The following is a 20,888-nucleotide window of genomic DNA, read 5'->3' as shown; positions in this document are numbered from 1 at the left end:
CATATAAGCGATAGATCACAGAAACGCTTTAGTAAAGCGGTTTAGTAAGTCGTTTTCCGGCCCCGATATCACCAAACGATCGGATGGGTCGCTCCCGTCTGCACGTTGACGAACCCTTCGGGCGCCAGCGGAGAGGGCGCCACCAGCACCCAGCGCCAGGGCGCGCAGGTGAGGGTGGCAAAGGCCAGGCGCTCCGGGAAACCCGGCCACCAGCGCGGCGAGAAGGTGGGTTCGTACATCCACTCGACCTTTTCGCCCTCGGCATAGAGGTGCTTCATCTCGGCGTCGAGCGCTTCGGGCGGGCGAGCGGTCATGAGGCCACCCACCTCGTAGCCGACCGTGGCCACGAGCTCGCCCTCGCGCACCAGGGCCCAGCCGCCCTGGCTCTGGCGCAGTGCGTTGACGGCCATGGCCATGGCGGCATCGGACGAGCCGACGACCCAGATATTGTGCTTGTCATGGCCCATCGAGCAGGCGAGGGCGGTGTCGGGCGTCTTCGGTCCCGTGCCCAACCAGAACATCCTGGCGACCTTGCCCTCGCCCGAGAAGCGATCGACGATGGCGAATTTGGTGACATTGCGCGTTTCATCGCGCTGCACTTGGCCTGCCGCGACGGGCAAGTCCATTGTGATAAATTCGTCCGACCAGTGGAAGGGCCGCAGGAGCGCGGCCTGCATGGTCTGCCGGCCCGGCTCGGCGGGGATGGCGAAGTCGTCCGCGCTCAGGTCGCGCGCGATGTTGACGGTTCGGGTCGCCCATTCCGGCCAGTCGATCCTGGGGATCGGCGCCGTGTACCGCCGGCCTTCCGACACCGGCCCGCCATCGGCCCAGACCTTGGCGATTTCGAGCTTCTCGACGTCGGAAAGCAGAACTATGTCGGCATAGCGTCCCGGCGCGATCGAGCCCACCCAGGGGGTGAGGCGCATGTGACGCGCCGGATTGATGGTGACGAGCTGAATGGCGATTTCGGGGGCGAGGCCGTTCTCGATGGCAACGCGTACATTGTGGTCGGTGGCGCCCAGCTTCATGGTGTCCGAGCAGGAGCGGTCATCGGTGCAGAGCGCGAATTGGGACCAATCCTGCTGTCCCTCGGCAAGCAGGCCCTTGACGATATCGGGCAGGGAATGGGGCCGCAATTCCATGAAGAGGCCGCGGCGCAGCTTTTCGCGCACCTCCTCGGGGGTCCAGGCTTCATGGTCCGAGGAGAGGCCGGCGCCGGCAAAGGCGTTGATCTCGGGGAGTTCCCTGAGCCCCGCCGCATGGCCTTCCACCACGCCGCGCTGCTCGAAGGTAGCGCGGATCATGCCCCAGAGGCGCTCATAGGAGGGATTTTCCGGGTTCCAGACGGCGGGCCAGTCCATAACCTCGTCCAGGCCCGCCACCATCAGCGATTGCATCAGGAACTTCTGTTGCTCGTCATAGCCGAAATGGCCGCCGCCCCATTCGTAGGCGGTGGGCGGCACGGCCGAGCCGGGAAGCGGGAAGATCTTGTTGGGGCTGCCGGCGAGGCGGGCCTTGAGCCAGAACTCGAGATTGTGCGGCCCGTCGACATTGGAGAATTCGTGGGAGGCTTCGCAGGTCCAGGTGGAGCCGAAGGGCAGGACCAGCGCCGCCTCATATTCGGGCGTCAGGTGCGAGCTTTCGATATGCTTGTGGATCTCGCCGAACCCGGGAACGGCGGCGAGGTCGGGTTCGTGGACGCGCTCGCCGGTGATCTCGCCCTTATAGGCGCCGGCCGGGCCGACCCAGGCGACGCGGCGGCCGCGGATGACGATTTCCTGGTCCTCGTGCCAGCGGCGCCCGTGGACGTCGAGCAGACGTCCGACACGCAGGGATTTGTCGGCGGGACGCTTGCCCAGCGCCACCAGCGCCAGGTCCTGGCGGATGGCGACTTCGTCGGCGCCGTTGATGAGAAGATCGTCGGGAAGGTCAGCCATGGTCAAAGTCCAATAGAGTGCCGGGTTTTCCAGATGGCGGCGAGCCGCAGGCTCTCCTCCACGATTTTCCGGATAAGGGCCTCGCCCTTTTCGGCGGTGGCCGGGCGCGGGTCGCCGAAGACGCCCGAACGGTTGAAGGTCGAGAGCTGCATCGGCTCGAGCCCGAAGGTCTCGGGAAAGGCCGGGTATTCGGGCGCGGCCTTGTCCATGGCCACGGTCTCGGCGGCCAGGGCCAGCATCATGGAGGTTTCCACCTCATCGGCGTGATAGAAATGGTTGCCGGCCGGCGCGCTGTCGCAGACCTCACCGGCGAACACTTCCAGCTTTGGGTAGTCGAGGTGGAGGACGGGGAGTCCGAGCTCGGCCAGGGTGCGGGCCGCCAGCGCGATCGGTTCGCGGTTGCCGAAATGGCCGTTGACGGTCAGGAGCCCCTTGACCCCGATGCGGTGGAGGCCCCGCCCGATGTCTTCCACCACGGCGCGCAGGGTCGTGGGGGAAAGCGAGATCGTGCCGGCAAAGCCTTCATTGTTCCAGGCATCGCCATAGGCGACGGGCGGCAGCAGCAGGGCGTCGAGGCCCTGGGCGACCCGCCGCGCCACTCCAGCGGCGAGCACGGTGTCGGTCAGGAGCGGCAGGTGGGCGCCGTGCTGCTCGACCGCGCCGACGGCAAGCACCGCCAGCACGCCCCTGTCGGCGGCGTCTTTGACTTGCACCCAACTGGCCTTGGCAACATCGAGCATCAGATCGTCCATCCCAGGATTTCGAGTTTGGCGTCGGGCGCAATGGCGCCCAGCAATTCGGTGACGCTGCGGGAATAATCCACCGCGCCGTCGCGGACAGTGCCGAGAACCGCCGATTCTATGTCGCCATAGCGATAGCCATGGGCGAGCAGATCGACGATTGCCGCCTGCAGCGGGCCGATCGTGGGGTTGAAGGCCACGCTTTCGATCGAGGCGCCGCTGACGGTCGCGCCGTCCGTGAGCGTCAATACGATTGCCGAGGGCGATTTGCCATAGGGCGTGTGCGCGCGCCGGCCGACGGCGAGCAGCTTTTCGCCCAGCGGATGCTCGTCCGCCAGCGCCAGGTCGGGCCAGGGCACCGCCTGCGGCATGGCGCCCGGCTCGCCCAGATAGGCCGGGTCGAATGGCCAGGGATAGAGCTGGGCCATTGTGAGGTCGTGGCCGAGCGGATCGATGAGCCGCAGGTCCCGGGTGGTGGCGAACTCGGAGAGGTACTGGCGGCAATGGGCGCAAGGGTGCGCCTCGCCGATGGCGATCTTGGCGATCGAGGTGCCGCGCGAAAAGGCGCGGGTGAACACGAACCCTTCCCCATGAAGGGTGAAGCCGAGATGGGTCCGGGGAAACTCGACATTGCCGCCGAAGACCAGGTTGCCGCTTTGGGCCTCGAGCCCGACCGAGCCGACGAAGAAGTTCGAGATGGGCGGGCTGGCGATGGCCTGGGCGGTGGGCAGGACCAGCACCATCAGGTCCTCGACCCCAGCGAGGCCGAAATCGGCCACGATCCGGGCGGCCTCCCCGGCCAGCAGGACACCGCCAAGGTTGAGCGATGCCTCGCGCCGCCGCGCCGCCAGCCGCTCGGCGACCGCGGCATTGAGGGCAGGGCCGATCTCGGCGGCAACGGTTTCGATCCGGGAGCGGAAGGACGTGTCCGCGACAAAGGGATTAAGGCTCACCGCTCACGCGCTCCATGGCCTGGAAAGGAGCTGCCTTTGCTGCCTTCTTGGGCAGATCACAAAGCAGCCAACAATTTGTGCATTGATCCGTAGTGCCGCCGCAATAGCATTTGACAACACCCGCCGGACTGTCATTAGATCGACATGTAAACCGGTTTACCAGTTGGGGGTCAAATGGTATCGACGCTTCTCCACGGCGCCACTCTGCTCACCGTGGATGCTGAAAACCGTGTCATCGAGGACGGCTGGGTGGCCATCCGCGATGGGCGCATCAGCGGCGTCGGCCCGAAGGCGGCGATCCCGGAAGCAGCGCTTTTCGACGAAGTCGTCGACCTTGCCGGGCACCTGGTGATGCCCGGGCTCGTCAACGCTCACACCCACTCGGCCATGGTGCTGTTCCGCGGACGCTCGGAAGGGCAGAGCCTGCTCACCATGGAAGGCTGGTACAACTCCATCCGCGAGCCCGAGCTGTCCTTGATCGCCTCCGATATCGGCCCGGCGGTAAAACTCTCCTGCGCCGAGATGGTGCTCTCGGGCACGACCACGTTCTGCGACCAGTATTTCTTCGCCGAGGAGATCGCCGAGGCGGTGTCGCAGGCCGGCATTCGCGCCGTCATCGCCTATGGCATCGTGCAGCTGGGCGACGAGGAACGCGGCGCCGAGGAGCTGGCCAAGGCGTCGGCCTTCATCGAGCAGCAGCGCTCGGCCGACGGGCGCATCGTGCCCTGGTTCGGCCCGCACGCTCCCTATGTCGACAACTCCGAAAACCTCCTGCGCGCCGAAGTCGCCGTGGCGATGAAATACGGGGTGGGCATGCACCTGCATATGGCGGCAGGCCCGGAGGACAACGAGGAAACGCTCAAGCGCTATGGGCTCACCGCGACCCAGGCGCTCGATCGCGACGGGTTCTTCAACGGGCGCGTCCACGCCGCCCATTGCCTCGACCTTTCGGACGAGGACATCGCCATCTTCGCCAAGTCGCCCGCCGCCTCGGTCGCCTATTGCGCCACGGCCGGCCTGCGCTCGGGCCGCGAAGGCATCTGCCCGGCGGTCAAGCTGCGCGAAGCCGGGGTCGTGGTCGGGCTGGGCACGGACAATGTGGCGGCCAACAATTCCTATGACATGGTCGCCGAGATGCGGGTGGCTGGACTGGTCGCCTCGCATCGCGAGGGCGTGGCGCAGCCGATTTCGAGCCGCGAGCTGGTGCGCATGGCCACGATCGAGGGGGCCAGGGCCCTTGGCCTCGACCACGAGATCGGCAGCCTCGAGGCCGGCAAGGCCGCCGACATCATCGCCATCGACCTTTCGGGCCCGGGCTACTCGGAAACCCCCGATATCGAGACCGTGCTCGTCTATTCGGGCAGCGGGCGGGACGTGCGACATGTGTGGGTATCGGGCGAAAGGCTAGTTGCCGACCGCAAGCTCTTGCGGCAGGACTACGCCGAGATCCGGGCGCAGTATTCCAGCACCTACGAGGCGTTCTGGGACCGTGTGGCCAAGGCCAGGAAAGTTGCCTGAGTTGAGCGCGAACAAGCTGATCCTGGACACCGATGGCGGTGTCGACGATGCCCAGGCGCTGCTGTTGCTCATCGCCCACGGGCGCACGCCGGTGGCGGTGACCACCGTCTTCGGCAATGTCGGCCTCGACGCCGCCACCGACAATATCCTGGCAACCCTTGCCACCGCCGGCGTCTCGGTGCCCGTGCACAAGGGCGCCGATCGTCCGCTGGTGCAGAAAACCATCGACGCCACCGACATCCATGGCGAAGACGGCCTGGGCGGCGCGCCGCGTCCCGCTCGGGTCGATGCGCCGGCATCGGACGATGCGGTCGCCTTCCTGCGCGCGAGCTTTCGCGAGGCGGCCCGGAGCGGTCTCAAGGTCGACATGCTGATGATCGGGCCGCTGACCAACCTGGCGCTGGCCCTGCGCACCGAGCCGGCCATCGCCGCCGGCATCGGCCGGCTCACCATCATGGGCGCCACCGTTTATGGCCGCGGCAATGTCACCCCGGCAGCCGAGTTCAACATCTTCGCCGATCCGGAAGCGGCCGAGATCGTGTTTTCGTCTGCCATCGACATGGTGGTCGTGCCCTGGGAGCCGTGCCTCAAACACCCGATTTCCGGGGAGGCCGTCGACGCGCTTTTCGCCAGCCTGCCGGCTTCGCCCGTGCGCGATTTCTCCCAGGCGCTGGCTCGCCATATCCGGCAGGGCACCATGGCCCGGGGCGGGGCCGATTGCCTCGATCTCGTCGATCCGCTGGCGGCCGCCGTGCTCCTCGAGCCGGGGATCGTCACGCGGAGCCTTTCGGCTTCGATCGGGGTGTCGCTGGCGCCGGGGCTCACCCGTGGCATGACCGTGATCGATCCCTCGGGGCGCCTCGGCTCTCCCAAAGTTACCATCATCGAGGAAGTCGATGCCGAACGGCTCGCCAGCCTCTATGCTGTTTCCGCCGCCTATCCATCCTAACAAGCACACCCAAGGAGTGCGTATGTCCTTCCTCAAATCCCTTCGAAACGCCTCGGCCGGGCTGCTCGTCGCGGCAGGCCTCGCCACGGCCGCCGTGCCGGCCGTCTCCGCCCAGGAATACAACAAGGACAATCCGCTCAAGGTTGCCCTGGTTGTCCATGGCACCCTCGGCGACAAGAGCTTCTTCGATTCCGCCGCGGCCGGTCTCGAGCAGGCCACCAAGGACCTGCCCGTGACCCTCAAGGTCATCGAAGCGGGCGCCGATCGCGGCAAGTGGCAGCCTGCCTTCGCCGACGCCGCCGACAGCGACTATGACGTCATCATCGTGGGCACCTTCGATATGACCGGGTTCCTCTCCGAGCTGGCGCCCCAGTATCCGGACAAGAAGTTCATCATTTTCGATGACGCCCCGGATTTCTCGACCGGCAATTTCGGCAACGTACTGGCCATCACCTATCAGACCTCGACCGCCGGGTACCTGGCCGGTTATGCCGCCGCCAAGATCTCCCAGACCGGCAAGCTCGGCGAAATCCTGGGCGCTGAAGGTCCGACCGTGGTCGACTTCGCCGTCGGCTTCGAGCAGGGCGCCAAGGCCGCCAATCCCGACGTGAGCGTCACCCGCGCCGTCGCCGGCTCGTTCGTCGACCCGGCCAAGGGCAAGGAACTGGCTCTCGCCCAGATCGCCCAGGGCGTGGACATCGTCTTCCCGATCGCCGGCGGCACCGGCATCGGCGCGCTGCAGGCCGTCCGTGACTCGGGCAAGCTGGCCGTCGGCGTGGACAGCGACCAGGCCGCCATCTTCGCGCCCACCGATCCGGCCCAGGCCGACGTGATCTTCACCTCGGTGGAAAAGAAGGTCGGCCAGTCCCTCGAGACCGCTCTCAAGCAGACGATCGACGGCACTGCCCCCTATGGCAACAAGCTGCTGCTCGGCCTCGCCGACGGCGCGGTGGGCATCTCCAAGAACGCCCAGTACGAGAAAATCGTGCCGGCCGACGTGCGCGCCGAGGTCGACGCGCAGGAAGCCAAGATCAAGTCGGGCGAGATCGTCGTCGACACCGTCATGAAGTAAGTCTGATAACCCCGCCGCGGCTCTGGTCCGGCGGGGTTATTTCTGCAACGCTCGGGGTTCAGCGCCGGGCGTTTCACAAAGGGCAGGAACGAAGCAGCATGGCTCCACTCCTTGAGGCAATCGGGATCGGCAAGACCTATCCCGGTGGAACCGTGGCCAACGATGGGGTGAACCTTTCGGTCAACGCCGGAGAGGTCCACGCCGTGGTCGGCGAGAACGGCGCCGGCAAATCGACGCTTATGAAGATCCTTTTCGGTATCGAGCACCCCGATCGCGGCGAGCTGCGGCTCGACGGCAAGCCGGTCAGTTTCGCCAATCCGCGCGAAGCCATCGACGCCGGCATCGGCATGGTGTTCCAGCACTTCTCGCTGGTGCCGTCCTTCTCGGTCTATGAAAACGTCGTCCTGGGGTCCGAGCCCCATGCCGGCATCAAGTTCGACCGCGCCAAGGCCATTGCCGAAGTGCGCGCGCTCTCGGAAAAATTCCGCCTCCAGGTCGACCCCCTGCCGCCCGTGGGTTCGCTCCCCGTCGGGCAACAGCAGCGCGTGGAGATCCTCAAGGCCCTTTATCGCAACGCCCGGATCCTGATCCTGGACGAACCCACCGCCGTGCTGGCGCCCCAGGAAGTCGCCGAGCTCTTCGTCGCCATCCGCTCGCTGGTGGCCCAGGGCCGCACGGTCATCTTCATCGCCCACAAGCTCCCCGAAGTGCTCGAGATTTCCGACAGCATCACCGTGATGCGGGCGGGCAAGACGGTGGGGCAGGTCAAGGCCAGGGAAGTCACCGAGCAGAGCCTGGCTACGCTCATGGTCGGGCGCGAAGTCGCCCTCAAGGTCGACCGCGCCGATACCGACCAGAGCCGGCGCGTCTGCGCCGTCCAGAACGTCACCATCCTCAACGAGCGCGGCAACGAGGTCTGCGCCGACCTTTCGCTCAACGTCCATGCCGGCGAGATCGTCGGGCTCGTGGGCGTGGAGGGGAACGGGCAGGCCGAACTCCTCGAAGCGGTGGCCGGGCTGCGGCCGGTGGCGGCCGGCGCCATTGACCTGGACGGCTCGAACGTGGTGCCGCTTTCGGTACTCGAGCGGCGCGGCATCGGGCTCGCCTCGATTCCGGAGGATCGCATTGCCTCCGGGCTCGCCACCGGCGCCTCGGTGGCCGAGAACCTCGTTGCCACCAAGCTCAACGACCGCCGCTACGTGCGCAATGGCCTGCTCGACCTCAAGGCGATCGGCGCCAATGCCCGCAAGCTCATCGAGCGTTTCTCGATCCGCGTCTCGGGCCCCAACGCCGCCGTCGGCACGCTCTCGGGCGGCAACATGCAGAAGGTGGTGGTGGCGCGCGAGCTTTCCGAGCAGCCCCAGCTGCTGCTCGTCAGCCAGCCGACGCGCGGCGTCGACCTGGGCGCCACCCAGTTCATCTGGCGCTCGATCACCGATGCGCGCGATGCGGGAGCGGCGGTGCTGCTCTCGTCGGCCGACCTTTCCGAACTCCTGGCGCTTTCCGACCGGCTGCTGGTCTTTTACCGCGGCAGGATCGTGGCGGCCTTCCTCAACAGGGGCGATCTGGCTCCCGAAACCCTGGGCACCTACATGCTCGGGCTTTCCACGCAGACGCCCGACGAAATGCGAGCGGCCCTCAAATGAGCGCGACCACCTCCGTCCCCAACCCGCATTCGCGCTGGGCCGTCTTCCGCCGCGAGGCTTTCCGCGGCATCTCCGCGCTCGTCATTGCGCTGATCGTGGCGTTCGTGGTGGTGCTCTTCACCTCCAAGGCCCCGTTCGAGGCGATGTACCAGCTGCTGGTCGCCCCGCTCCAGAAGCAGCGCACCATTGGCCTGTGGATCGACGACGTGGCCAAGCTCACGGTCACCGGCCTTGCCTTCAGCCTCGTCTTCCAGGCGCGGCAGTTCTCGATGGGCGTACAGGGCCAGGTCTATATGGGGGCGCTGGCGGCGACCTATGTGGCCATGTCCCCGCTCGGCACCACCTGGGCGGCCATTCCGCTCTGCATGGTGGCCGCGACCCTGGCGGGCGCCGTCTACGGCTTCATTCCCGGCTATGCCAAGGCCAAGCTGGGCGCCAACGAGATCGTCTCCTCGCTGATGCTCAACTACATCGCCATCGACATCGTCAACTATCTCATCCGCGCCCAGCTCTCGCCTCCGGGCAAGGGGCTGCTGATGACCGATCCCTTCCCCAAGACCGCGGTGTTCCCGGCGCTCGTGGCCAATACCCGCATCGACCTGGGCCTGATCATCGCCATCGTCTGCGTGCTGGCGGTGTGGTTCGCGCTCTACCGCACCAGCTGGGGGCTCAAGCTGCGCCTCGTCGGGCACAACCCCAAGTTCGCCGAGTATTCGGGCATCCGTTCGACCTTCATCATGGTCTCGGCCATGACGGTGGCCGGCGGCCTGGGCGGGCTGCTCGGCTCGATGTTCGTCAACGGGCAGGCCTTCGGCAAGCTCACGATCCTGTTCGAAGGCGGGCTTGCCTTCGAGGGCATCCTCATCGCCATCGTGGCGCGCAGCCGCCCGCTGGCCGTGCCGGTGGTGGCGCTGTTCTATGGCTACCTGCGCCAGGGCGCGACCCTGATGGGGATCCGCACCGACGTGCCGGCCGAGGTGATCGGCGTCGTCCAGGCGGTGATCATCCTGCTGGTCGCCTCGTCCTTCACCGTTCCAGGCAAGAAGCTGCTCGCCCGCATCACCAGGCCGGCAGGCGAGCCGCCCGTGCCCCATAAGGTCCAGGAGACGCAGCCGTGACCGAACTTCTGCTCACCGTCTTCTCGGCGACGTTCTTCGTCACCGTCATCCGCACCACCACCCCGCTGCTGTTCGCGGCCCTGGGCGGGCTGATCTCCGATCTTTCGGGCGCCCTCAACGTGGCGCTCGAGGGCATGATGCTGGTGGCGTGCCTGACGGCCGTGGTGGTTTCGGTCTATGCCCCCTGGTACGTGGCGGTCTTCGCCGCGCTGGTGGCCGGCGGCCTGCTCGGGGCCCTCATGGCCTTCTTCCACCTCAAGCTCAAGGCCGACATCATCCTGGTCGGCTTTGCCGTCAACATCTTCGCGGTCGGCGCCACGGTCTATGCGCTCACGCTCGCCACGGGCGGGGACAAGGGTACCTCCATCAACCTGCCCTCCAAGGCGGTGCCGGCGGTCGATCTGTCCTTCCTCTCGGCCATTCCGGGGATCGGGCCGACGCTCACCGCGTTCCTCTCGGGCCATTCGATCCTCTCCTGGCTCGTGGCGCTGACGGTCTTTCTCATCTGGTATTTCCTCTACCGCACGCCCTGGGGCCTGTGGCTGCGCGGGGTGGGCGAATATCCGGCGGCGCCCGAAGCGGCCGGCATCGCGGTCAACAAGGTCCGGGCCTGGAGCCTCGTGGTCTCGGGCGCGCTGGCGGGCCTCGGCGGGGCGCAGCTGGCCATGTTCAACTATATCGGGTTCACCCGCGAGATGACCGCCGGACGCGGCTTCATCGCCCTGGGCGCGGTGCTGCTCGGGGCGCGCCATCCGGTGGGCGCCATGTGGGCGGCGCTGCTCTTCGGCGTCTTCGAGGCGCTCTCGATCGTAATGCCCAACCTTTTCAACTGGATCCCGGCCGAACTCATCCACATGATCCCGTTCGTGGTGACGGTGCTGGCGCTTTTCGCCTTCAGCTATCGCGTGCAGCGCCGGTTGCGGGTCAAGGGCCTGGCCTGACGCCTCCTGGCCGCATCTTGAAACAGGGGCTCCGGTTCGCCGGGGCCCTTTTCGTTTCAGCCCGCCTGCAGGTTCACCCGGTAGCCCAGGGCCTCGGCGATATGGGGACGCTTGACCTTCTCACTGCCGGCGAGATCGGCGAGGGTGCGGGCCACCTTGAGCACGCGGTGATAGGCGCGCGCCGACAGCGAGAAGCGCTCGGCGGCCTTGAGCAGCAGTTCCTGGCTCTCGCGATCGGGCTCGACCACGGTCTCGATGAGGGTGGGCCCGGCGGCCGCATTGGTGTGGATGTCGGGGGCGCCGTGGCGCAGATAGCGTTCGCGTTGGCGATCCCGGGCCCGCGCCACGCGCGCGGCCACGGCGGCGGATGGCTCGGCCTCGTGCGGGCCGATCATGTCGGCGGCGGTCACCGCCGGCACGTCGATGCGCAGGTCGATGCGGTCGAGGAAGGGCCCTGAGACGCGCGACTGGTAGTCGGCGGCGCAGGCCGGGCCACGCCGGCAGCTGTGGCCGGGCGTTCCGGCCAACCCGCATTTGCAGGGGTTCATCGCCGCCACCAGCTGGAAGCGCGCCGGGTAGGCGACGCGCCCGTTGGCGCGGGCAATGACGCTTTCGCCCGCCTCGAGCGGCTGGCGCAGGCTGTCGAGCACCTGGGGGGAGAATTCGGGCAATTCGTCGAGGAAGAGCACGCCGTTATGGGCCAGGCTCGCTTCGCCCGGCCGGACCTTGATGCCGCCGCCGACCAGCGCCGCCATCGAGGCCGAATGATGGGGCGCCCGGAACGGGCGGCGGTCGGACAGCGCCCCGTCGGCCAATTCGCCCGCAATCGACTGGATCATGGAAAGGTCGAGCAGCTCGCGCGGATTGAGCGGCGGCAGGATCGAGGGCAGACGCGAGGCCAGCATGGACTTGCCCGCCCCGGGCGGGCCGATCATGAGCAGGTTGTGGCCGCCGGCCGCCGCCACTTCGAGGGCGCGGCGCGCCACCTCCTGGCCGCGCACCTCGCGCAGGTCCGGCAGGCCGGCCGGCTCGCTCCGCCGCTGCGGGACAGGGCGCGCGGCCAGCTGGTGGCCTGAGAGGTGGTTGACCAGCGCCAGCAGGCTTTCGGTGGCGATGATGTCGATCTCCTCGCCGGCCCAGGCGGCTTCCGGTCCTGCCGCCTCGGGGCAGACGAGGCGCATGTCGCGCGCCTGGGCGGCGATGGCGGCGGGCAGCGTGCCGGCGGTGGCGGTGAGGCGTCCGTCGAGGCCCAGTTCACCCACCGCCAGGATGCCCTGGAGCGCATCCTGGGGAATCGCCCCGATGGCCGCCATCAGCGCCATGGCGATGGGCAGGTCGAAATGCGTGCCCTCCTTGGGCAGGTCGGCCGGGGCGAGATTGACGGTGATGCGCTTGGGCGGCAGGCCGAGCCCGGAGGCGAAGAGGGCGGCGCGCACGCGCTCGCTGGCCTCCTTGACCGCCTTGTCGGCCAATCCGACGATATTGAACCTGGGCATCCCCGGCGAGATCTGGGCTTGGACGTCGACGGGCACCGCCTCGATGCCCTGGAACGCCACCGTGGTCACCCGCGAAACCATTGCTCCCGCCGCGCCTCCCAGCCTTGCGTGAAGAGCCAGACTGCGCCCACCCCGCCCGGCGCGCCATTGGGACTTCTTACGATCCCGCCAAGCCCGTCGCCGCCCCGCCGTTAACCATGCCGGAGAGTTAAGCGGTGGCCGAGGGAGCGCGCGGAAGCATTCGTTAACCGCTCTATGTTGATTCAAATTTTATCGTTTCAGTACCCATTCCCGCGTGTTGCCAATGCCCTTTGCCCGTCCCGGACAGATCGCCAAGACCGTCGCACTTATCGCGCTGCTGGCCGTTCTCGCGGCCTGCGCCCGCTATTCGGGGCCGATCAAGGGCGACAACAAGCCCCATCCGGGCGTCGACCGGGCGCGCAACATGCCGATCCAGGGCATCGACATCGCGCGCTACCAGGGCATCATCGATTTCAATGCCGCCCGCGCCGGGGGCACCCGCTTCGTCTACATGAAGGCGACCGAGGGCGGGGACTATGTCGACCCGATGTTCTACGACAACTGGAACCGGGCCAAGGCGGCCGGCATGGCGCATGGCGCCTATCATTTCATGACCTGGTGCCGCACCGCGGCCGAGCAGGCGGCCTGGTTCATCGAGAAGGTACCGGTCGATCCGACCGCGTTGCCGCCGGTGCTAGACCTCGAGTGGAACCACCTTTCGAGCTGCAAGAACCGCCCCTCCAAGCAGGACGCGCTCGAGAAGATCCGGGTAATGGTCACGGCCATGGAAGCCCATACCGGCAAGGTGCCGATCATCTATACCGACATGACCTTCCATCGCGACATCCTGGAAGGGGAGAGCTTCGACAACCCGTTCTGGCTGCGCTCGACCGCTGCCGAGCCCCATATGCGCTACAGCAGCCGCGGCTGGACCTTCTGGCAGTGGACGCAGACCGGAACCATGCCGGGCGTTCGCGGCGAGGTGGACCGCAACGTCTTTTACGGCGGGGAGGACGAGTGGACGATGTTCCTGCTCACCGGGTGCGATCCGCGCGGACTTTCGGTGCTGGGACCCCAGGGGCGATGCACCTCAATGAAGTAGTTGTCAGCTTCCGGCCAAGGGTCTAGCGTTCCTAGGTTTTCCGGGCCGCGCCGGCCCTGGAGCGAAGGGAAAGCCAAATGGCAAAAGGTCAGCAGCGCAAAACCAAGGAAGCCAAGAAGCCGAGCAAGGAGGCCATCGCCAAGGCCGCTGCGGCAGGCAAGCCGATCCCCGGCAGCAAGTCCAAGTGAGGGGCCTGCGGGCGCGAAAGGCGACTATCGGCGAAACGGATTGAGCGGCGGGTCCTGGGGACCCGCCGCTTGCTTTTGCTTCACGTGAATCATTGCAGCCCGGGGATGAGCCCGCTCGAGCCCACGCCATCGAAGATGAACTGCACCGCGAGCGCCGAAAGCAGCACGCCGATGATGCGCGAAACCACCTGCAGGCCCGTGACCCCGAGCAATCGCTGGATGGGAATGGCGAGGCGCAGGGCGGCGTAGGTCAAAGCCAGGATGAGGAACAGCGCCAGGATCACCATGGCGTCCTTGGCGTAGTCGCCCTCGGCACTGGTGATGAGCAGGATCATCGCCGAGATGGCGCCGGGTCCGGCGATGAGCGGGGTGGCGAGGGGAAAGACCGAGATGTCCTCGCGCGTGCGCGCCTCCACATCCTCTTCGGTCGTGGTCGAGGTGCCGCCCGAATGACGGGCGAAGACCATGTCGATCGAGATCAGCAGCAGCAGCACGCCACCGGCGGTGCGCAGCGCCGGAATGGTGATGCCGAAGAGCGAGAGCACCGCCTCCCCGAACACGGCGAAGAACAGCAGGATCGCCCCGCCGATGAGCACGCCGCGCAGCGCGAAGCGCCGCCGCTCGGCGGGCGTCGAATCGCGGGTGAGCGCCAGGAACACCAGCGCCAGGTCGGCCGGCCCGATCGTGGCGAAGAAGGTCGTGAAGGCGACGAGCAGCGTTTGGGTCGGCATGGCTGGTCCGGAGCGGCCGTCAGGCCGCCCGCTTCCTTTCGATGGCATCCCAGATGAGAACGGCGATGTCCGGACCGCCGAAGCGCTTGATCTCGCGGATGCCGGTGGGGGAGGTGACGTTGATCTCGGTGAGGTAGCCGCCGATGACGTCGATGCCCACGAAGATCATGCCGCGCTCCTTGAGCGCCGGGCCGATGGCGCGGCAGATCTCGAGCTCGCGCTCGCTAAGCGGGGAAAGCTCGGGGCGGCCGCCCACATGCATGTTGGAGCGGGCCTCGCCTTCGGCGGGGATGCGGTTGAGCCCGGCCACCGGCTCGCCGTCGACCAGAATGATGCGCTTGTCGCCCTTGCGCACGTCCGGCAGGTAGCGCTGGATCATGTAGGGCTCGCGATAGTTCTGGTCGAAGAGCTCGAGGAGCGAAGCCAGGTTATGGTCGCCTTCCTGGATGAAGAAGACGCCGGCCCCGCCATTGCCGTAGAGCGGCTTGACGATGATGTTCCCGTGCTCCTTGCGGAAGGCGTAGATGAGGTCCCGGTCCCGGGTGACGAGGGTGGGCGGCATGAGCTCGGGAAACTCGGTGACGAGGATCTTTTCGGGCGCGTTGCGCACCGCTGCCGGCGGATTGACGACCAGTGTCCCGGGATGGATGCGCTCGAGAACGTGGGTGAGCGTGATGTAGTTCATGTCGAAAGGCGGATCCTGGCGCATGAGGACCACGTCATAGTCGGCCAGGTCGCGGCGCGCGAAGGCGCCCAGCGCGAAATGCTCGCCCCTGGGCCGGTCGAAAACCTCTACCGGCGCGACGTTGGCCGAGACCTTGTTGTCGCGCAGCCCGAGGCTGTCTGGGGTGTAATAGACCAGTTCGTGCCCGCGCGCCTGCGCCTCCAGCATCAGCGCAAAGGTCGAATCACCCAGCGGATTGATCGAGGCGATGGGGTCCATCTGCACGGCGACTTTTAGGGTCATGGGAACTCTCTAGAGGGCATCGAAGGCGTTGACGAGGTGGCGCGGCCACATGAAGGGCGCAAGGAATACCACGTCGAACCGGAGCGGTGAATCGGCAAGAGCCGGGTGCCGGGTGAGGAAATAGTCGGCGGCGCGCGAGATGCGGCGCTGGTCGACGGCTTCGAGCGCCTCGAGTTCATGGCCGCGCCGGGCGCGCGCCTTGACCTCGACGAAGACGGTGACCCCGAATCGGGAGGCGACGAGGTCGATCTCGCCCACCGGGGTTCTGTAGCGCTGCGCCCGGATGGAATAGAGTTTTAGCCGCAGGAACCAGGCGGCCCAGAACTCGGCGCGGCGGCCGGCGCGCTCAGCGCGCTGCCTTGAGAGCGAGGGCGGCATCGTAGACGTCCTTTCGCTTGAGCCCGTATTTTTCCGCCACCGCATCGACCGCCGAACGCAGCGGCTGCCCGTCGAGGGCCGTGGCGAGCTCCGCCTGCCAGTCGGCGGCGTCCGGCGTTTCGGGCTCGCTGGCGCCGGCAACCACGATCACGGCCTCGCCGCGCGTTTCGTCGGCGGCAAAGAAGCTGGCGAGTTCGCCAAGCGTGCCGCGCTCGACGCGCTCGAAGCGCTTGGTGAGTTCCAGGGCGACGGCGGCCGGCCGGTCGGGGCCCAGATGCTCGGCAAGAGCGGCGAGGGCGTCATCGAGCCGGCGCGGCGATTCGTAAAAGACGAGGGTTTCCGTCCGGCCCCTCAGCGCCGCGATCGCCTTGCCGCGCGCGACCGCCTTGGCGGGGAGGAAACCGATGAAGGAAAAGGCGTCCGTCGGCAGTCCCGCCACCGCCAGCGCCGAGAGCAGGGCGGAGGGGCCGGGAATGGCAAAGACCGGCAGGTTGCGCTCGGCAAGGGTGCGCACCAGCGGAAAACCCGGATCGGAAAGCAGCGGGGTGCCGGCATCGGAAATGAGGGCAATGACCCGGCCTGCGGCGATCTCATCGGCGATGCCTTCGGCCCTGGCCCGCTCGTTGTGCTCGTGGAGGGCCTTCCTGGGCGTGCGGATGCCGTAATGGTCGAGGAGTCGGGCGGACATGCGGGTATCCTCGCACAGCACCTGGTCGGCGCCCGCCAGCGTCTCGAGGGCGCGGATGGTGATGTCGCGCAGGTTGCCGATGGGGGTGGAGACCACGTAGAGGCCCGGCGCCGGACGCGGCGCCTCGAAGCTCGCCCCGCCGATGAAATAGCCTTTTTTCTGGTCGGGGGCGTCGGGCAAGGGCGGTCCTTCGGTTAGGGCGGTGTTAAGGGGGCTCTTCCATCCTTGCGGGCGAAAACCCATTCCCCGCAAAAGGCCCGAGCCCAGTGATCGCCGGAAGCGCACGCCTTTGCAAGCTCCTAGCCATCGCGCTCTGCGGCGCGGCGATCCTTGGCGGCTGCACCATCGGCGGGTTGGACCTCGATAGCCTGCGCACCATTCCGGGCCAACCCCTCCCGGGCCAGCCCATGGCGCAACCGGTGGGCCCGGCGCCAGGCAATATGGCCATGCCGGGGCAATCGCCCGTGGCCGGCAATGCCGAGATCATCGGGCGCGGGCCGGTGCGGGTGGCGCTGCTGCTGCCGCTCTCGGGGGACCAGGGCATCTCCGCGGCCGGCCGCTCGATGGCCAATGGCGCGCGCCTCGCCATGAGCTTCATCGAGGCCAATCCCAAGATCGCCGAGAACATTTCCATCTCGCTGCGCGACACCGGCACGGCGCCGGACGGAGCGGCGCGCCAGGCGCAGGCGGCGGTCGCCGAGGGCGCCAGCCTGATTCTCGGGCCGCTCCTGGGCGACCAGACGGTCCCGGCAGCGCAAGTGGCGCGCGGCGCCGGCATCCCGATGATCGCCTTTTCCAACAATGGCGCGGCGGCGGGTCCCGGCGTCTATCTTCTCAGCGTCCTGCCCGAGGTCGAGGTGCGGCGCAGCCTCGCCTATGCCAAGGCACAGGGGAAACGCCGGGTCGCAGGGCTCTTCCCCAACACCAGTTATGGAGCGGTGCAGAAGGCGGCGTTCGAGCAGGGGGTGTTCGAGCTCGGGCTCACCATCGGGCCGAGCCTGGCTTTCGGGTCCGACGCCGAACTGCGCAGCGCCGCCCAGCGCCTCGCCCAGAACAAGGGCGGGTTCGATGCTCTCTTCGTGCCGGACCGGCAGAGCGCGGGCAAGGTGGCGGCGGCCCTGGCGGCGGCGGGAGTGCGGCCCGGGCTGGTGGTCGGTTCGTCCCAGTGGGACAATGCCGGCGAGATTTTCGGCAACCCGGCCTTTGCCGGCGCGGTGTTTCCAGCCGTCGACGACGCGGGGCTGCGCGCCATCGCCCCGCAATACGCCGCCCGGTTCGCCAGCCAGCCGCATCCTTTGACCACCATCGCCTATACGGCGGTGATCCTGGTCAACAATTCGCATCTTTCGATGAGCAACCCGAAATTCGACCGGGCGGTGCTGACCAGCCAATCGGGCTTTACCGGCCGGGACGGCGTCTTCCGTTTCCTGGCCGACGGGCGCAGCCAATATGCGCTGGTGATGAAACGGGTCGGCAATGGCGCCGCCACGCTGGTCGACGGGCCGAAACTCTAGCGCGGCACGGCCACCAGGCCGCCAGGGCGGCAGACGTTATTCGGCCGGAGAGGATTCTGCCTTGCCGCGCAGCCAGCCGGTGACGTCGGCCTTGCGTGCTTCGCCCAGGTGCAGGGCTGCGCTGTCGAGAATTCGGCGCGCATGGGGATCGTTCATCCCCTTGGCTCTCAGGTGAAGCCATTCCACGGCTGCCCGCACGCCGTCCCGCTTTCCCCGGGCATATTCGTCCATCTTCGACATGGGTCCCCCTCCCAGCTAAATGACGATACCTCCTAAGCTGCCAGGTCCGCGACCACGGCGTCGAGCACCGGCCAGCCTTTGTCCGTCACCCTGATATTGCCGTTGGCCAGTGTTTCGACGAACCCGTAGCCCTTGAGCGTGGCGATCTGGCGTTCGGAAATGCGCCGGCCGCAGAGGGCCGAATAGCGGTCCGGATCGATCCCCTCGCGCAGGCGCAGTCCCATGACCAGGAACTCGTCGCCCTGTTCTTCCCAGGTAAGGGTATCGTCGGTCACCAGGCCCTGGCCGCGGGCGGTGACGAGCTTCTGCCATTCGAAGGGCATGCGTTCGGCGGCGGTGGCGTGGCGCTCGTTGTTGATGACGAGGCGTCCATGGGCCCCCGGCCCGATGCCGGCATATTCGCCGTAGCGCCAATAGGTGAGGTTGTGCTTGCTCTCCTGGCCGGGCCGGGCGTGGTTGGAGATCTCGTAGGCCGGCATGCCGGCCGAGCGCGCCAGGTCCTGGGTCAGTTCGTAGAAATCGGCCGACAGGTCTTCGCTCGGCATCTTGAGCTTGCCGGCGCGATGCAGGTCGAAATAGCGCGTGCCCTGCTCGATGGTGAGCTGGTAGAGCGAGATATGGCCCTGGGCCAGCCAGAGCGCTTCCTTGAGCTCGTCCTCCCAGTCCTCGAGGGTCTGGCCGGGACGGGCGTAGATGAGATCGAAGCTCGAGCGCGAAAAGATCGACTGCGCCAGCCGCACGGCGGCGATGGCCTCGTCCACCGAATGCAGCCGGCCCAGTTCGGCCAGCGGCTTTTCGCGCAGCGACTGGACGCCCAGGGAAACGCGATTGACCCCGGCAGCCTTATAGCCACGGAAGCGGTCGGCCTCGACGCTCGTCGGATTGGCCTCGAGCGTGATCTCGACCTTGTCGTCTACCGTCCAGTGCTCGGCGATGGCGTCGAGGATGCCGGCCACGGTTTTCGGGGCCATCAGGGACGGTGTGCCGCCGCCGAAGAACACCGACTGCACCTTGCGCCCGGGAATGCGGGCGGCGGTGGCGGCGATCTCGCGCTGATAGGCCTTGAGGTATTCGGCCTCGTCGAACGGCCCGCGATGGACGTGGCTGTTGAAGTCGCAATAGGGGCACTTGGCCGCGCAGAACGGCCAGTGGATGTAGACCCCGAAGAGGTTGTTGAACCTATCCACGCTCAATGGCGCTCTCCACGAGCTTGGCGAACGCCTTGGCGCGGTGCGAGAGGCCGGCCTTGCCGTGCGACCATGAATGCTTGTCCTCGCTCGGCATCTCGCCGAACGTGATGTCGTAGCCCTCCGGCATGAAGACCGGATCGAACCCGAAGCCGAGATCGCCGCGCGGCGGCCAGACCAGGGTGCCCTCGACGGTTCCGACATAAAGGTCGTCGCGCCCGTCGGGAGCGGCGAGGCAGAGGGTGGCGTTGAACGAGCCATGGCGCTGGGCCGGGGTCGAGGCGCCCGCGGCCTGGAGCGCGTCTTCGACCCGGCGCATGCCGACCGAAAAGTCGCGGCCGCCATCGGGACGCACGCCCGCCCAGTTGGCGGTGTAGACGCCCGGCTTGCCCCCGATCGCATCGACGCAGAGCCCCGAATCGTCGGAAAGGGCGATGAACCCCGAGCTCCGCGCGGCGGCATGGGCCTTGATGCGGGCATTCTCGGCGAAGGTGGTGCCGGTTTCATCCGGTTCGGGCAGGTCGAGCTCGCCGGCCGAGACCAGGTCCAGATCGACGCCCAGACCCTCGAAAAGCTGGCGGAATTCGACGAGCTTGCCGGCGTTGTGGGTCGCCACAACCAGGCGATCGCCGGCCTTGAGGGTGATATTGGGAGCCATCAGATCTCCAGCGCCGTCTTCTGCAGCACGGTCAGTTCGGAAATGCCCTTCTCGGCCAGGCCCATGAGCATGTCGAGTTCCTGGCGGCTGAACGGGGTCTGCTCGGCCGTGCCCTGGATCTCGACGAACTTGCCCGAGCCGGTGAGGACGAAATTGGCGTCGGTCTCGGCTTCCACGTCCTCGAGATAGTCGAGGTCGAGCACCGGGGTGCCCCGGTAGATGCCGCAGGAGACCGCGGCGACGGTGTCGCGCAGCGGGTTGGCCTTGACCAGCTTGCGCTCGCTCATCCAGGCGATGGCATCGGCCAGCGCCACATAGGCGCCGGTGATCGAGGCGGTGCGGGTGCCGCCATCGGCCTCGAGCACGTCGCAGTCGATGGTGATCTGGTTTTCGCCAAGCGCGGCCATGTCGACCACGGCGCGCAGCGAGCGCCCGATGAGGCGTTGGATTTCCTGGGTGCGGCCGGACTGCTTGCCGGCAGTGGCTTCGCGCCGGGTACGGGTGCCGGTGGCACGCGGCAGCATGCCGTATTCGGCCGTGACCCAGCCCAGGCCCTGGCCACGCCGCCAGGAAGGCAGGGAGGTTTCGACCGAGGCGGTGACCAGTACGCGGGTCGAGCCGAATGCGACGAGGCAGGAACCTTCCGCCTTGGGCGCCACGTTGCGCTCGAGGGTCACGGCGCGCATTTCGCTGGAGTCGCGTCCGGAGGGGCGCATGGCAAATCACCTGGAAACTGGATCGTTAACCGCCTCTTAACCTTCATGGGCCCTAACCACAAGGTTGAGCGGCTTGGCGGGCCGCGGCTTTGCCCTTAAATGAGGAGAGATCGTTAACGCGGGAACGT

Annotated in this window: 20 protein-coding genes; 8 read left to right on the top strand and 12 right to left on the bottom strand. The window is 67.3% G+C overall.

Going from position 1 to position 20,888, the window contains the following annotated elements; translation table 11 throughout:
* Positions 1–68: 68 nt before the first annotated feature.
* Genes FNA67_RS21340 through cdd form a run of 3 tightly spaced genes read right to left on the bottom strand, consistent with a single transcriptional unit; the run spans position 69 to position 3,630 of the window.
* Positions 69–1,937: an adenine deaminase gene (locus tag FNA67_RS21340; protein ID WP_147658055.1), complete on the bottom strand. Its 1,869-nt coding sequence runs from the start codon at positions 1,935–1,937 to the stop codon at positions 69–71.
* Positions 1,938–1,939: 2 nt separating this feature from the next.
* Positions 1,940–2,689 (bottom strand): creatininase family protein, encoded by a 750-nt coding sequence (locus FNA67_RS21335; RefSeq protein ID WP_210246410.1) that lies wholly within the window; start codon positions 2,687–2,689, stop codon positions 1,940–1,942.
* Positions 2,677–3,630 (bottom strand): cytidine deaminase, encoded by a 954-nt coding sequence (cdd, locus tag FNA67_RS21330; protein WP_147658054.1) that lies wholly within the window; start codon positions 3,628–3,630, stop codon positions 2,677–2,679. Before cdd ends, FNA67_RS21335 begins: the two co-directional genes overlap by 13 nt.
* 174 nt (positions 3,631–3,804) lie before the next feature.
* Here cdd and FNA67_RS21325 point away from each other — a divergent pair, with 174 nt between their 5' ends.
* From FNA67_RS21325 to FNA67_RS21300, 6 genes are all read left to right on the top strand, one after another.
* Entirely contained in the window at positions 3,805–5,148 is a 1,344-nt protein-coding gene (locus FNA67_RS21325; protein WP_147658053.1) for an amidohydrolase family protein, read from the top strand.
* Between the two features lies 1 nt (position 5,149).
* Positions 5,150–6,097: a nucleoside hydrolase gene (locus FNA67_RS21320; RefSeq protein ID WP_147658052.1), complete on the top strand. Its 948-nt coding sequence runs from the start codon at positions 5,150–5,152 to the stop codon at positions 6,095–6,097.
* Positions 6,098–6,119: 22 nt separating this feature from the next.
* On the top strand, positions 6,120–7,169 hold the full coding sequence (locus FNA67_RS21315; protein WP_147658051.1) for a BMP family lipoprotein: 1,050 nt from the start codon (positions 6,120–6,122) through the stop codon (positions 7,167–7,169).
* 98 nt (positions 7,170–7,267) lie between these two features.
* Positions 7,268–8,815: an ABC transporter ATP-binding protein gene (locus tag FNA67_RS21310; protein ID WP_049707064.1), complete on the top strand. Its 1,548-nt coding sequence runs from the start codon at positions 7,268–7,270 to the stop codon at positions 8,813–8,815.
* Positions 8,812–9,933, top strand: coding sequence for an ABC transporter permease (locus FNA67_RS21305; RefSeq protein WP_082202310.1), 1,122 nt, complete (start codon positions 8,812–8,814; stop codon positions 9,931–9,933). Before FNA67_RS21310 ends, FNA67_RS21305 begins: the two co-directional genes overlap by 4 nt.
* The gene (locus FNA67_RS21300; RefSeq protein ID WP_049707063.1) at positions 9,930–10,874 is read left to right on the top strand and encodes an ABC transporter permease; all 945 of its coding nucleotides are present in this window, start codon (positions 9,930–9,932) and stop codon (positions 10,872–10,874) included. Before FNA67_RS21305 ends, FNA67_RS21300 begins: the two co-directional genes overlap by 4 nt.
* A 56-nt stretch (positions 10,875–10,930) precedes the next feature.
* Here the strand turns inward: FNA67_RS21300 and FNA67_RS21295 are convergent, their stop codons facing one another.
* A complete protein-coding gene (locus FNA67_RS21295) occupies positions 10,931–12,451 on the bottom strand; it encodes a YifB family Mg chelatase-like AAA ATPase (protein WP_147658050.1) in 1,521 nt (506 codons plus the stop codon).
* Between the two features lie 223 nt (positions 12,452–12,674).
* Here FNA67_RS21295 and FNA67_RS21290 point away from each other — a divergent pair, with 223 nt between their 5' ends.
* On the top strand, positions 12,675–13,493 hold the full coding sequence (locus tag FNA67_RS21290; RefSeq protein WP_049707061.1) for a glycoside hydrolase family 25 protein: 819 nt from the start codon (positions 12,675–12,677) through the stop codon (positions 13,491–13,493).
* Positions 13,494–13,770: 277 nt separating this feature from the next.
* On the opposite strand, the gene FNA67_RS21285 is transcribed toward FNA67_RS21290, so the two are convergent.
* The 4 genes from FNA67_RS21285 to rsmI are packed head-to-tail and all read right to left on the bottom strand — an operon-like array spanning position 13,771 to position 16,625.
* Positions 13,771–14,412, bottom strand: a complete 642-nt coding sequence (locus FNA67_RS21285) for a MarC family protein (RefSeq protein WP_147658049.1) — start codon at positions 14,410–14,412, stop codon at positions 13,771–13,773.
* Between the two features lie 19 nt (positions 14,413–14,431).
* Positions 14,432–15,379 carry a glutathione synthase gene (gene gshB / locus FNA67_RS21280; RefSeq protein ID WP_147658048.1) on the bottom strand — a complete coding sequence of 316 codons (948 nt, stop codon included), beginning with the start codon at positions 15,377–15,379 and terminating at the stop codon, positions 14,432–14,434.
* A 9-nt stretch (positions 15,380–15,388) separates the two neighbouring features.
* Positions 15,389–15,757: a YraN family protein gene (locus FNA67_RS21275; RefSeq protein ID WP_049707058.1), complete on the bottom strand. Its 369-nt coding sequence runs from the start codon at positions 15,755–15,757 to the stop codon at positions 15,389–15,391.
* Positions 15,726–16,625, bottom strand: coding sequence for a 16S rRNA (cytidine(1402)-2'-O)-methyltransferase (rsmI, locus tag FNA67_RS21270; protein WP_244616416.1), 900 nt, complete (start codon positions 16,623–16,625; stop codon positions 15,726–15,728). The genes FNA67_RS21275 and rsmI overlap by 32 nt, the downstream gene beginning before the upstream one ends.
* Positions 16,626–16,711: 86 nt before the next feature.
* Between rsmI and FNA67_RS21265 the strand changes: the two genes are divergently transcribed.
* Entirely contained in the window at positions 16,712–17,959 is a 1,248-nt protein-coding gene (locus FNA67_RS21265; protein WP_147658047.1) for a penicillin-binding protein activator, read from the top strand.
* A 36-nt stretch (positions 17,960–17,995) separates the two neighbouring features.
* On the opposite strand, the gene FNA67_RS21260 is transcribed toward FNA67_RS21265, so the two are convergent.
* Genes FNA67_RS21260 through rph form a run of 4 tightly spaced genes read right to left on the bottom strand, consistent with a single transcriptional unit; the run spans position 17,996 to position 20,760 of the window.
* Complete coding sequence (locus FNA67_RS21260; protein ID WP_049707056.1) at positions 17,996–18,199, bottom strand: hypothetical protein; 204 nt, start codon at positions 18,197–18,199, stop codon at positions 17,996–17,998.
* Positions 18,200–18,231: 32 nt separating this feature from the next.
* Positions 18,232–19,392, bottom strand: a complete 1,161-nt coding sequence (gene hemW / locus FNA67_RS21255; protein WP_244616415.1) for a radical SAM family heme chaperone HemW — start codon at positions 19,390–19,392, stop codon at positions 18,232–18,234.
* Entirely contained in the window at positions 19,379–20,044 is a 666-nt protein-coding gene (locus tag FNA67_RS22080) for a non-canonical purine NTP pyrophosphatase (RefSeq protein ID WP_049707054.1), read from the bottom strand. The genes hemW and FNA67_RS22080 overlap by 14 nt, the downstream gene beginning before the upstream one ends.
* A complete protein-coding gene (rph, locus tag FNA67_RS21245) occupies positions 20,044–20,760 on the bottom strand; it encodes a ribonuclease PH (RefSeq protein ID WP_049707053.1) in 717 nt (238 codons plus the stop codon). Before rph ends, FNA67_RS22080 begins: the two co-directional genes overlap by 1 nt.
* Positions 20,761–20,888 lie beyond the last annotated feature (128 nt).

Origin of the sequence: Youhaiella tibetensis (assembly GCF_008000755.1) — a bacterium.
GTDB lineage: Bacteria > Pseudomonadota > Alphaproteobacteria > Rhizobiales > Devosiaceae > Paradevosia > Paradevosia tibetensis.
Note: the sequence above shows the minus strand (reverse complement) of the source record. Positions and strands in the feature narration are given on the sequence as shown.